The following is a 13,836-nucleotide window of genomic DNA, read 5'->3' as shown; positions in this document are numbered from 1 at the left end:
TTAAATATTTTAACTAAAAATTAATAAACGATTCGTTTTTCATAATTCTAAAAAGACGTAATTTTAGATTTATGAAAAACGAATTTAAAAAAGGCTTTTACTTTAAGACTTACGAAGCTCCTTTTCAGTCTCCGTTTGACAAACTTTTTACTATTTTTAAAGAGTTGATCACCCATACTTCGGGCGATTTTGACGAAGCTATCAGCTGGCTTCGGGAACTGGATATCGAATATAAACTTACTGACGAAAATTATACCATCGACGATTTTATCGAGGATCTTAAGAAAAAAGGATACATCAGAGATGAAGTTAAAGACGATGGAAGTCCTGGATTAGGAATTACTGCAAAAACCGAAAGAGCCATTAGACAACAGGCTTTAGATCAGATTTTTGGAAATCTGAAGCGTTCAGGAAGCGGTAATCATAAAACGAAACATGCCGGAAATGGAGATGAACACACAGGAGAATTCCGTGAGTTTAATTTTGGAGATGGTTTAGAAAGAATTTCTTTGACCGAAAGCCTTCGAAATGCACAGATCAATAATGGTGTAGAAAGTTTTATGCTCACCGAAAATGATTTGGTTGTCGAAGAAACGCAGTACAAAGCACAGATGAGTACGGTTTTGATGATCGATATCAGTCACAGCATGATTTTATACGGCGAAGACCGAATTACGCCTGCAAAAAAAGTGGCAATGGCTCTTGCTGAATTAATTACGACAAGATATCCAAAAGATACACTCGATATTTTAGTTTTTGGAAATGATGCCTGGACAATTCCAATTAAAGATTTGCCGTATTTGCAAGTTGGACCTTATCATACCAATACGGTTGCAGGTTTGCAGCTGGCAATGGATATCCTTCGCAGAAAAAGAAATACAAACAAGCAGATTTTCATGATTACCGATGGAAAACCAAGCTGCGTTCGCGAACGTGATGGTTCCTATTATATGAATAGTAATGGTCTTGACGAATATATTGTAGATAAATGCTACACACAGGCTCAGCAGGCAAGAAAACTGCATATTCCGATCACAACTTTTATGATTGCCAAAGATCCGTATTTACAGCGTTTTGTAAATCAGTTTACAGAAGCAAATCAGGGAAAAGCATTTTATACTGGGCTGAAAGGTTTGGGTGAAATGATTTTTGAAGATTATGAAACGAATAGGAAGAAAAGAATTAAATAGTTTTTAGTCGCAGTCGCAGTTTTCTGTAGAGACGCACCACAGTGCATCTAACGCTCGCCAAATCAATAATAAACAATCTATATTTCAATAAAATGGAAATAAATAATATAAAGACTTTAGGTCAATTAAAAGCCGCTGGATATAAAAGTACAAGCATTAAAGATGAATTGCGAAATAACCTTCGTGAAAAAATAAAATCGGGAAAACCTGTTTTTGAAGGCGTTCATGGTTTTGAAAATACTGTAATTCCAGAACTAGAACGCGCAATTTTATCACGTCACAATATTAATTTACTCGGACTTCGCGGACAGGCAAAAACTCGTTTGGCACGTAAAATGATCGAATTATTAGATGAATATATTCCGTTTGTATCGGGTTCAGAAATTAATGACGATCCTTTAAATCCGATTTCTCGTTTTGCTAAAGATTTAATTGAAGAAAAAGGGGACGAAACACCAATTTCTTGGCTGCATAGAAGTGATCGTTTCTTCGAAAAGTTAGCAACTCCAGACGTAACAGTTGCAGATTTAATTGGAGACGTTGATCCAATAAAGGCGGCAAATTTAAAATTGTCTTATGCAGACGACCGCGTAATTCACTTCGGAATGATTCCGAGAGCGAACCGCTGTATTTTTGTAATCAACGAATTACCCGATTTACAAGCAAGAATTCAAGTTGCTTTATTCAATATTCTTCAAGAAGGCGACATACAAATTAGAGGTTTTAAAGTTAGGATGCCTCTTGATATGCAGTTTGTTTTCACGGCAAACCCAGAAGATTATACCAATAGAGGAAGTATAGTTACACCTTTAAAAGACAGAATTGGGTCTCAGATTTTAACGCATTATCCTGAGAATATTGCTATTGCAAGAACGATTACAGAGCAGGAATCTAAATTAGATCAAAACCAAACGGATATTGTTTATGTACCGAGTTTAGCCAGAGATATTTTAGAACAAATAAGTTTTGAAGCCCGCGAAAGCGAATTCATTGATAATAAAAGCGGAGTAAGTGCCAGAATGAGTATTACAGCTTTTGAAAATTTAATAAGTACCGCAGAACGCCGTGCTTTGATTTCAGGAGTTGATAAAACAACACTGCGTTTATCTGATTTTATCGGAATTATCCCAGCGATTACAGGAAAAGTAGAATTGGTTTACGAAGGCGAGCAGGAGGGAGCAGATGTTGTGGCAGAAAGTCTTATTGGTTCAGCGATCAGAACTTTGTTTCCAGAATATTTTCCTAAAATTGAAAAATTAGAAAAACCAGACGAAAAAACGCCGTATTCTGATGTTGTAGAATGGTTTTTTGCCGAAAGTGGTTTCGAATTATTAGACGATGCTTCAGACGCTGAGTATAAAAGTATTCTGGATGAAGTCACTCCATTAGATGAATTATTAAAAAAATACCAGCCTCAATTGGCAAAAGAAGATCAATACTTTATGAAAGAATTTGTTTTGTGGGGATTGGTTGAATATAGAAAATTAAGCAAAGACAGATTTGCAAAAGGAAATCAGTTTAGAGATATTTACGGGAGTTATATCAGCAAATTTTAAAAAGATTTTTTCTTTGAAATTCTATCTGGTCTAACCGGTTTTTTAAAACCGGTTGGACCTTTTTATTTTGGAATAGATTACTTTTACAATCCAAATATAAATCTATGTTATTCCTTATTTTAAGCATTTTATGCAGCGTTATTGTGGGTGTTGTATTCAAAATTTCAAGAAAATACAATGCAAATCCCTCTCAGATCATTTCATTCAATTATATAACAGCCATTACACTCTGCTATTTTACTTTTGATCCAGACCTTCAAACATTAGATAATAATGCACCTTTAGGAATTTATACAGCAGTCGGAATTTTACTTCCAATTGTATTTTTATTTTTGGCACTTTCCATTCGATTTATGGGAATTGCAAAAACAGATGCCGCGCAGCGATTGTCGCTTTTTATTCCCATTTTAGCAGCCTGGCTTTTGTTTAATGAGTCATTTAACACTTATAAAGTTATTGGTGTTTTAATTGGTTTTGCTGCACTTTTATTCATTCTTAGAAAACAGTCAGACAATAATGACAACAAATGGATTTATCCTGCATTGGTATTATTCGGTTTTGGACTTGTAGATATACTTTTTAAGAAAATTGCTTTGTATACGGCAGTTCCTTATACAACATCTTTGTTTTTTGTTTTTCTAATTTCGTTTGCTGTTTCTGTCTTTATCGTGCTTTATAAAATAATTATTCCAAAAGAAAAATTAGAAGTTAAAAATATTCCTTTCGGAATACTGGTTGGAGTTTTTAATTTCGGAAATATTTTATTCTACTTAAAAGCTCATAAAGCATTTGCAGAAAATCCGTCGACAGTTTTTGCAGGAATGAACATGGGGGTTATTATTCTTGGAACTATAATTGGCGCTTATTTCTTTAAAGAGAAGCTTTCTAAAACTAATATTTTTGGCTTGTTTCTGGCTTTAATTGCTATCGTTTTTATATTTATTTCACAATTGCAGTAAATTTTTTTAGGTGTTAATCCTTTAATTTACAGTTGATTTAATGTTATGTTTTCAATTGATCGAAAATAAACTCGACTAATTCTATAGAATTTATAAATATATTTTTGTAGATTTGCTTCAACAATGAAAAACTATAGCCGAAATATGAAAACGTTTTTTCCATGCAGCTTTGCGATGTGCTGCATGATGAACCGCGTTTTGAAATGGCGTTAATAGAGAAAGTACTTGTTAGTTATTTTTTTTTTAGCCTTTCATTGCACCATGAAAGGCTTTTTTTTGAATTATTTAAAAAATGAAATATGAGAACCAATAGAAATATAAATATTTTGATGCGCTGCTGTTTAATAAAAATTCCGTGTTGCATGTAGCAGAAGGAATAAAGCAGATAAAAATCTTCATAAAGAAGATATAACTTAAAAAGTAACCCAAAACTAAAAACTATATATTATGAGTTCAGAAATTATAAAACATAATCCCTTTCAATCGATGATTGATCGCTTTAATATTGCTGCAGATATTTTAAAATTAGATGATTCTATTCGACAAAAACTGCAGCGACCAGAAAAACAAATCACTGTAAACTTTTCTATTGTCTTAGATAACGGAGACGTTCAAAATTTTGAAGGTTACCGAGTGATCCACAATACAGCTTTAGGGCCTTCAAAAGGAGGTATTCGATATGATACCGCTGTTAATTTGGATGAAGTAAAAGCACTTGCCGCCTGGATGACCTGGAAATCTGCTGTAACCGGAATTCCGTTTGGTGGCGCTAAAGGCGGCATTATTTGCGATCCTAGAAAACATTCTAAGGCAGAATTAGAAAAAATTACAAGAGCTTACACAAAAGCTTTAGCGGATATTTTCGGACCAGAAAAAGATGTTCCAGCTCCAGACATGGGAACTGGTCCAGACGAAATGGGATGGCTGATGGATGAATTTTCTATAGTACACGGCAGACCAATTCATGCCGTAGTTACAGGAAAACATCTTCATTCTGGAGGATCTTTAGGCAGAGTAGAAGCTACAGGAAGAGGCGTAAGTATTATAAGTCTTCTGGCACTTCAAAAATTAAAAAATCAGACCTGCAAGAGCTACTGCGGCTATTCAAGGTTTTGGAAATGTCGGACTGCATTCGGCTTTATTTTTATATGAAAAAGGAATAAAAATCGTTGCCGTTAGTGATGTTTCAGAAGCTTTGCATAATCCAGACGGAATCAATATTCCAGAACTGATTTTGTATTATAATTTGAATAATAAAACGATAAAAGGTTATCCAAATTCGGTTGCCATAAAACACGAAGATTTATTGCTTTTAGACGTTGATGTGTTGATTCCGGCTGCAAAAGAAGATGTTATTACGCAGAAAAATGCTGGTGATGTTCAGGCAAGAATTATTGTTGAAGGTGCCAATGGTCCTGTTTCTTCAGATGCAGATCAAATTCTGCATGATAAAAATATATTAGTTGTCCCTGATATTTTAGCCAATGCCGGCGGTGTTACGGTTTCTTATTTCGAATGGCTTCAAAATTCGCTTTTGGAGTCTTGGAGAATTCACCAGATTAACAAACGTCTGGAGGATATATTAGAAAAAGGTTTTGATACTGTTTTTAGAGTTGCAGTAAAACATGATGTAACGCCTCGTATTGCTGCTTATATTATTGCTTTGAAAAAAGTAGCCGAAACACAATCGGTAAAAGAAGTTGCTTTAGAAGCGCCTCAGTATAAACAAAATTAAATCAGGTTTACTTCGTAAAGATCATTTTCGTTGATTACATTTTTAGTCTCCCTAAAAAGGTAATTAACGGGAGTGTCTTTTTCGTTTGTGCTATTAAATACAATTTTTAGAATCGAAAAATATCATACAAATGAAAAATATCAATTTTCTAGCTTTTGCTATGCCAGCCTTTTTTCTTTTTTTATTTTTAGAATATAAGCTTGCTCAACGCAGAAAAAGGCCTGAAATTTTTAACTATGAAAGCTCAGTTTCTAATATTAGCATTGGTATTGCAGAGCGGTTGATTAACTTATTTATTGCCGCCAGTTTTTATCAGTTGTATTATTTAATCTATGACGATTATAGAATATTTGATATTCCGAGCAACGCTTTGGTTTGGTTTGCCCTCATTCTTGCCACCGATTTCGTGTGGTATTGGTACCACCGATTAGGACATGAAGTCAATTTTTTCTGGGCGGCGCATATTGTGCATCATCACAGCGAAGAATTTAATTTTACCGCTGCGGCCAGAATTACAACTTTTCAGGCAATAATACGAACGGGATTTTGGTGTGTGCTGCCATTAATTGGTTTTCATCCTGCAATGGTAATCACGATGCTAATTGTCCACGGAGCATATTCTTTTTTTACACATACACAGCTTATTGGTAAAATAAAATGGCTGGAATATGTTTTTGTAACCCCTTCTGTTCATGGCGTTCATCATGCATCTGACGAAAAATATCTCGACAAAAATTACGGAGATATGTTTACGTTTTGGGATCGGCTTTTTGGAACTTTTCAAACCGAGGAAGAAAAACCAAAATACGGATTAACACATCCGCTCAAAAGCTATAGTTTCTTGTGGCAGCACTTTCATTATTACTTTGAAATTTACGAATTATGGAAACGCTCAAGCGGATTTAAAGCCCGATGGAAAGCCGTTTTTGGAAGTCCAGCCCACATGGATCAAGATATTCGCCCTATTCTGGAAAAGCGTTTTCTACAGGATAAAAGTAATCCGCATCAAAGACTTCGATTTAAAAATTATCTTTATATACAATTAGGAATCTGTACGCTGGTTTTAACCGTTTTTACGTATTATTTTGATTATTTAGAAATCTACGATAAACTGTTTGTACTTTCTTTTATTATTATCACTTTAATCAATTGCGGCGCTTTATTAGAACAGCGAAAATGGATGTATTATTTAGAATATGCCCGTATTTTATTAATTACAACTTATTTTTTATACGAAGAAGATTTGATCATGTTTTTCTTCGTGCCTATTGCAGTAATGATTTTTGTTGAGCAGTTATTTTCTTTGAGTAAACTTTATCAAAATACAATTTTACAATTGGAGACTTCTGAATAATAAAAAATAGCCACGACTTGAGCGATAGCGAATNAAAAAAATATAATGGAAATTGCTCTTTTTATGAGAAGTCACAGAGTGACGAATTATTTATAGAAAAATGTTTGTTATACAAAAAGCCCCAACGGAGCGACATATAAATTTAAGTACTAATAATATGTCGCTCCGCTGGAGCTTTTTTCTTGAGGTATTACCTATATTTCTATAAATATTTAGCTTCTCCGAAGCTTTTAGAAGATCTCAAAAACTCAAAAACTCAGAAGCTCAGAACCTTAGTATCTCAGAACCTCAGCACCTCAGCACCTTCAAATAGTTTTAATCTCCATAATTTTTTGTTCAAAAGTATCTTTAAAATCAGATTTACTTTTAATTCTGGTTTTGTAGGTGTAAATTGTAGCCACAGAAAGTTCTAAGAATTCTGCCATTTGACTACTGTCCTGAATTCCTAATCTGTATAAAGCAAAAATTCGCAGTTCGGTATTCAAAAGTTCGCCTTTTTTTACAATGCATTTATGATCGTTTGGGAACAGTTTATTGAATTCGGTCACAAAAGTGGGAAACAATCTCAAGAAAATCTCATCAAATTGATGAAATAGATTTTCTCTTTCTTCCTTTACGTTATAGCGCTTTAAACTGGCAATAACTTCATCTGTTTTTTTGGTGATAATTTTATGAAGCGTGCTTTTCTGAATATGATCTATTTTATTGATGAAAGCCGAAGTTGCTTTGATGAAATACGTAATATATTCTTCTTTTATAGCATTTGCCTCGCTTAAACTCACATTCATTTCTTGTAATTGCAGATAAGAAGAAGCCATAATTTTTCTAGCCTTATTTTTTTCTTTCAACTGCTTGAAAATAATCCCTAAAAACAGAAAAATAATAACCGTAAGAATAGTCAATAGAATAATGATTTTTTCCAGTTTATCATTTTTGTCTTTTACATTATTCAATTGTGCCTTTTCTATAATTGGCAGAATAGATGAAATCTCAATTTTTCGATGTCTGGCGTTATAAAAAGTGGCGTCATCCATCGCAATATTGATGTATTCGTTGGCTTTATCCAAATATCCCATTTTAAAAAGTTCGTTGGCCAGATTTCGAAGTGCAACCGTTTCTTTTGTTGCATTTTTGACATCTGCAATTGCGGCAAGCGCCAGATATTGAATAGCCTTTTTAGTATAACCTCTTTCCGAATAAATATATCCTAGACTCGAAGTTGCAATTCCGTAATAATCCGGAGGCAGATTATAATTGTTGATCCAATAACTAAAGGCAAATTCTGCACCGCGCCAATCTTGCTGTTTTAGACGTTTCAGGCTTTCTGCGGCCCAATATTCATTAGTATTTGTACCAATTAAAGCCAATGCCTTTTTTAAGAAATGATTTCCCTGCTGCACATAATGAATATTAAAGCGCTGATCACGGTTGTAATCAGCTAAATCATAATAGGCTCGGGCTTTAATGTTATAATATTCAAATTTATTTTTAAGATCAAGTTTAGTATCATCAATAACATTTAAAGTATCAATTGCTTCTTTAAAAAGTCCAGAAGACAGTAAAACAAAACCTTCTTTAATTCGGCTTTTAGACAAAAACTTGGGATCTTTTAAAATTTTAGCTTTGATTTTAGATTGCTCCAGATAATAATAAGCAGAGTCATATTTAAAAGATTTGTATTCTTCAAATAATGACATATAACAATTGTACAGCTCTTCATTGTTTTGATTAAGCGTAAACTTTGAAACGTTTTTCTTTAAAGCTTCAATTTTTCGATATTTCTGTTTCAGGTAAACATCTTTTTTCAAGAGAACCTGATCTAATTCTTCTAAGTAAGGATTTGTCTCTTTTGCAGTCAGAGAAAAACTTCCAATGAAGAAAAGCAGTATCAATATTCTTCGCATGATTTGGTTTTGGTTAGGGTAAAAAGTAGTTGTTAGATATTTTAGTTAATTCGTTTAAAATTAAAAAATAAGTTTGGGATTAGACGAAAACTAATTTTTAGAATCTTGTAAATTGTTTAATAACATCGCTTTAGAAGGTGGTTTTTGGAATAAAAATAAGCTGTAAATGTTAAAAACGAATAAATTATTTGCAATTATACAATAAAAACTAGTTATATATATGCATAGTGAAAAAAATATAGTGATTATTTTAGATATTGTCATTTTTACCATTAAAAAACCACCTATTTTGATCTAAACAACGTCTTGATTTTTTAAATGTAAAATTAAATATAAATAATTGATATTTAATTAGTTGTGTTTTAAAATGATCAGATTTTATCTTGATTTTTCTCAGATATTTTTTTTAAGATTTATTTAACTTCTAGTTTCGCTGTATCCTTTTGAAGGGGTAACAAACTAACAAAAACCAAAATTTATGAAATGTAAAAGTCTTTATTGGTTAGCTTTTATAATGTGTTTTTTTGCGCTTAGCTGCGACAACACAGAAGATGGAAGCTACGTAGATCCGATTACCATTTATGAGAAAGTAAATGGGAATTGGCAATTGGCAAATCTGAAAATGGTTGATGAAGTTGCGAAAGCAAATAAGATCGAACCAAATGAAGAAAACTTGAGTACCTATTTCAACTACGAAGATTTTAAAATCAACTTCAGCGTAGACGAAAAAAACCAGCCAACAACTTATGAAGTAACTGGAAATGTCCCTCCATTATTTGCTCCAAAGGGTTACTGGGCGCTAAGCTCAGCTTTTCAGCCGACTAATTCTGGTGCAACAAGAATCTACTTGTACAGTGATGCACAAAAAACTCAAAAAACAGATGAACTTCGATTGATTTCTGTTCCAGGAAAAAATGACGAAATGCAGATTCAGTTAACGCATTCTTCAGACGGAGTAGATTTTGTGTCTTATGTATTTAAATTAAATGCTATTAATTAAAAAGTAATATGAAAAAGTTTATATATACAATTTTACTTGCCTTGTTGATGGCTCCTAATTTTATTCAGGCACAAGAGGCTGCTGGAGCTGTAGGGCCAATGTCATCTTATCCTGTTGTATACATATATGATGAACAAGTGACCTGGTATTTTGATTTATCAGGAACAACATTTGCAGAAAACGAAAATTTATACATCTGGATTTGGTCGCCATCTGAACCAGATGCTGGAAATTGGGAGAACTCTTCTGAATTTGCCAAACTTAAATATGAAGGAAACAAAGTGTGGAGTTTTACTTTAACTCCAACAGTTTATTTTTCTAAAACTCCTGCAGAAATTGCAGCAAGTGCGGGCTTTTGGTTTCGTTTAAAAAACAAAAACGGATCTAAACAAAGTGAGGTTGCCAATATGCCGTATACAGATTTTACGTCATTTTATACTGCAAATGAGGTAATCAGATCATACCCAACAAAACCTTTAATTGATAAACCAGTTAGTATTTTATTCAATTCTAATTTGAAAGATGGTTTTGCAGGTGTTGAAAGCGTTCATTTTCATAGTGGTTTAAACAACTGGGCAGTTTTGCAGGAGTATCAAGCATGGCTTCCAGATGTGTCTGAAAAAACAAAATTGAAAGATCTTGGAAATGGTTTTTACAGAATGGATTTGATTCCGCAGCAATATTACAATACAGAGCCAGGTTTTGTTATGGAAAATATTACTTTCCTAATGGTAGCAAAAGACTGGACAACAAATTCTGGCGACCAAATTATTTATGCTGGAGAATTTATTCCGCCGCCGCCGCCAAGTTTCAACTTTTTCCCATTACAGATAAGTCAAAAAGATTTTCTTGGAATGTCTAGAAAAAATAATGAACCAGGTGTAAACAAATTACTTTACACTATTACAGCTGGCACAAAAACATTCTCTGGTGAGTTTTCTGGAGGAACTGCAGAAATTAAAGGTTTTGTGAATCTTGTTTCTGAACTAAATGGTATTTCAAATTTAAATGAAATTCATGTTTTGGTAAAAGACAACAAGGATAAAACGATTTCGGACACGACAATTCCGCTAAAAACTTTAGATAAATAATTCACTATTAAATTAAAACACCAATTCTAATGAATAGTAAAAATAAAAAAAGCGTCCTGCATCAAATGTGGACTGCTAAATCGGCGGTATTGATGATTTTTATGCTTTTTCTTTCTGCCGGCATATTTGCGCAGGGGAAAAAACAGATATCAGGAACCGTTTACGACAATACTGGCAATGTATTGCCGGGAGCTTCTATCATTGAAGTAGGAACAAAAAACGGAACTACAACAGATTTTGACGGTAAATTTAGTCTTCAGGTAGCCGTAGGAGGTGCAATCGAAGTTTCTTTTATTGGTTCAACAACTCAAAGAGTTCAGGTTACAGGAACTACTTCTAATCTTGAAGTGCGTCTGCAAAATGATGGTTATACTTTGGCAGAAGTACAAGTGGTTTCTGTAGGTTATGGAAAAGTAAAAAAATCAGATTTAACGGGAGCTATTTCAACTGTTGGAGCCGATGATTTAGTAAAAGGAACCATTTCATCAACAGAACAAGTTTTACAAGGAAAAGTAGCAGGATTAAATATTATTCGTCCTTCCGGCGATCCATCCGCGGGTTCTACAATACGATTACGTGGAGGAACTTCTTTAACAGCAAGCAACAGTCCGTTAATTGTGGTTGATGGTATTGCAGGGGTAGACATAAATGTGGTGCAGCCGGCAGATATTAAATCGGTTGATGTTCTTAAAGATGCTTCTGCAACTGCAATTTATGGTTCTAGAGGAGCAAACGGGGTAATCATGATTACGACTAAATCTGGAACTAAAGGAGTGTCTGTAACGTACAGCGGATTATCAAGTTTTGGTTACGCTGCCAATAATTTAGATCTTTTATCAGCCAATCAATGGAGAGGTTATGTTCGTGAAAATGGATTGGCAGATGCTGTAGATTATGGCGGAAACACAAACTGGCAGAAAGCAATTGAACAGACTGCAGTTTCGCAGTCACATACTTTAAGTATTAATTCTGGTAAAGCAGACAGCGGTTTCAGAACTTCACTTTCTTATCTAAACAATGAAGGTCTTATAAAAAGATCTGGTTTAGAAAGAATCAGCGGAAACGTTACAGCTTATCAATTTCTTGGAGACAACAAAGATGTAAAGTTTGATATGGGATTATTTGCAAATATCGACAAATGGCACCCTATAGACTATAGAATTTTTGAAAGAGCTTACAACTTAAATCCAACAATTCCAGTTTACAATTCTGATGGTGAATTTTCTGAAGTAACTGGAAATATTTATCAAAATCCAGTTGAGATTTTAACCAACAGAACCATTGATAATGAGAGACACCGATTATTAGGTTATTTTAAAACAGATGTCAAATTCTTAAACGATTTTACCGCTACAGCTAATATTTCATTAGAACATAATGCCGTAAAAGGAGGTTCGTACAAACCATCGTATGCCGTTATGGAAGGGCAGACAGAAGGCGGTTTTGCACAGAGAAGTTATGGCGAATTTACAAATGCACAAGGAGAACTTTATGTCAACTATAACAAAACCTTCGACAAACATAACGTAAGTGCTTTGGCTGGATATTCTTACCTGCAAAATATTTACGAAGGTTTTGGAGCACAAAGAGGCGGTTTTGTAACAGATGCTTTCAGCTATAACAATTTAGGGGCTGGTTACAATTATCGTCTGGGTGATGTTTATTCATACAAAGGAAAATCAAATTTAGTTTCGTTTTACGCTCGCGCCAACTATGGTTACGACGGTAAATATTTATTGACAGCAACTGTAAGACGCGACGGATCAAGCCGTTTTGGAGAAAACAATAAATGGGGAACTTTCCCATCTGCATCTGCAGCCTGGAGAATTTCTAACGAAGCATTCATGGAATCTTCAAAAGGATGGTTAGACAATTTAAAAGTTAGAGTTGGTTACGGGGTTACAGGAAATCAAGATGGAATTGGCGAATACAAATCGCTTTCTATTTTAGGAGTTGGAAACGACAGTTACTACGATCCAGTTACTAAAACTTGGAGTTTGGCATATTCACCAAAACAAAATCCGAATCCTGATTTGAAGTGGGAATCAACAGAGCAGATAAACGTTGGTTTTGATTTTGGTCTTTTCAATAGAATTACAGGATCATTCGAATGGTATTCTAAAACAACAAAAGATTTATTATATACTTACGAAGTGCCTCAGCCTCCTTACTTAGTAGGAACTATGCTGGCTAATGTTGGTGAAATGTCAAACAAAGGAGTTGAACTTACTTTGAATGCGGATATTGTAAAAGGAGATAAATTCAATTGGAATGCGAATTTGACACTTGGTCATAACGTTCAAAAAATCGAAAAACTTTCAAACCCAACGTACAAAACAGATGTTATTTACAGCGGATCTCTGCACGGTTTAGCAGGTATGTCTGGACAATATTCTCAAATTATTGCCGAAGGATATCCAGTTGGAACTTTCTGGGGATTTAAAAATGCTGGTTTAGATGCTGATGGAAAAATTCAATATTATAACGCTGCGAATGAAGTAGTGGCAGAGAGCGCATTGGTTGATGCAGATAAAAGAGACTTAGGAAACATCCAGCCAGATTTAACTTTAGGTATCGGAATGAATTTTACTTATGGAAATTTTGATCTTGGAATTTCAGGATACGGAATGTTTGGGCAAAAAGCATTAAATGCGACCAACATGATGTTAAACGATCCAAACAGGTTACCAGCTTTTAATGTGCCTGATGATTTCTTAAACAGCGGTATTACATCGGCACCAAAGTATTCTGATTATTGGATTGAAGATGCATCATTCTTTAGACTTCAAACCTTATCACTTGGTTACACACTGCCATTAAAATACAAAAAATCTAAAGTTAGATTCTATGTAATGGGAGAAAACCTATTTGTAATTACAGGCTACAAAGGTGTAGATCCAGAGATTGGTCTAAATGCTCAAGACGGAATAAATCAAACGGGAGTAATGGATCAAACGGGATTAGCAGCTCCTGGAATTGACAGGTACAACAATTATCCTCGACCAACTACGATTTCTGTTGGACTAAATTTTACGCTGAATAATTAA

General features: G+C 34.1%; 10 protein-coding genes. 9 read left to right on the top strand and 1 reads right to left on the bottom strand.

Features of this window, described 5'->3' with window-relative positions; all coding sequences use genetic code 11:
* Positions 1–71 precede the first annotated feature (71 nt).
* From ASE40_RS07055 to ASE40_RS07035, 6 genes are all read left to right on the top strand, one after another.
* Positions 72–1,190, top strand: coding sequence for a vWA domain-containing protein (locus ASE40_RS07055; RefSeq protein ID WP_057116256.1), 1,119 nt, complete (start codon positions 72–74; stop codon positions 1,188–1,190).
* Between the two features lie 92 nt (positions 1,191–1,282).
* Positions 1,283–2,746: an AAA family ATPase gene (locus tag ASE40_RS07050; RefSeq protein ID WP_057116255.1), complete on the top strand. Its 1,464-nt coding sequence runs from the start codon at positions 1,283–1,285 to the stop codon at positions 2,744–2,746.
* 104 nt (positions 2,747–2,850) lie between these two features.
* On the top strand, positions 2,851–3,705 hold the full coding sequence (locus ASE40_RS07045; protein ID WP_057116254.1) for a DMT family transporter: 855 nt from the start codon (positions 2,851–2,853) through the stop codon (positions 3,703–3,705).
* 447 nt (positions 3,706–4,152) lie between these two features.
* On the top strand, positions 4,153–4,857 hold the full coding sequence (locus ASE40_RS22295; protein ID WP_241774334.1) for a Glu/Leu/Phe/Val family dehydrogenase: 705 nt from the start codon (positions 4,153–4,155) through the stop codon (positions 4,855–4,857).
* On the top strand, positions 4,781–5,440 hold the full coding sequence (locus ASE40_RS22290) for a glutamate dehydrogenase (RefSeq protein ID WP_317039089.1): 660 nt from the start codon (positions 4,781–4,783) through the stop codon (positions 5,438–5,440). The genes ASE40_RS22295 and ASE40_RS22290 overlap by 77 nt, the downstream gene beginning before the upstream one ends.
* A gap of 130 nt (positions 5,441–5,570) precedes the next feature.
* Positions 5,571–6,794: a sterol desaturase family protein gene (locus ASE40_RS07035; protein WP_057116253.1), complete on the top strand. Its 1,224-nt coding sequence runs from the start codon at positions 5,571–5,573 to the stop codon at positions 6,792–6,794.
* A gap of 305 nt (positions 6,795–7,099) precedes the next feature.
* On the opposite strand, the gene ASE40_RS07030 is transcribed toward ASE40_RS07035, so the two are convergent.
* Positions 7,100–8,698, bottom strand: a complete 1,599-nt coding sequence (locus ASE40_RS07030) for a DUF6377 domain-containing protein (RefSeq protein ID WP_057116252.1) — start codon at positions 8,696–8,698, stop codon at positions 7,100–7,102.
* Positions 8,699–9,176: 478 nt separating this feature from the next.
* Here ASE40_RS07030 and ASE40_RS07025 point away from each other — a divergent pair, with 478 nt between their 5' ends.
* From ASE40_RS07025 to ASE40_RS07015, 3 genes are read left to right on the top strand one after another with little or no spacing between them, the layout of a single operon-like run.
* Positions 9,177–9,698 carry a DUF5004 domain-containing protein gene (locus tag ASE40_RS07025; RefSeq protein ID WP_057116251.1) on the top strand — a complete coding sequence of 174 codons (522 nt, stop codon included), beginning with the start codon at positions 9,177–9,179 and terminating at the stop codon, positions 9,696–9,698.
* A gap of 8 nt (positions 9,699–9,706) precedes the next feature.
* Positions 9,707–10,789 carry a hypothetical protein gene (locus ASE40_RS07020; protein WP_057116250.1) on the top strand — a complete coding sequence of 361 codons (1,083 nt, stop codon included), beginning with the start codon at positions 9,707–9,709 and terminating at the stop codon, positions 10,787–10,789.
* Between the two features lie 29 nt (positions 10,790–10,818).
* A complete protein-coding gene (locus ASE40_RS07015) occupies positions 10,819–13,836 on the top strand; it encodes a SusC/RagA family TonB-linked outer membrane protein (RefSeq protein ID WP_241774333.1) in 3,018 nt (1,005 codons plus the stop codon).

The sequence above is a fragment of the Flavobacterium sp. Root935 genome, from assembly GCF_001429295.1.
Classification (GTDB): domain Bacteria; phylum Bacteroidota; class Bacteroidia; order Flavobacteriales; family Flavobacteriaceae; genus Flavobacterium.
The sequence above is the reverse complement of the archived record's forward strand: the minus strand, read 5'-3'. Positions and strand labels throughout refer to the sequence as shown.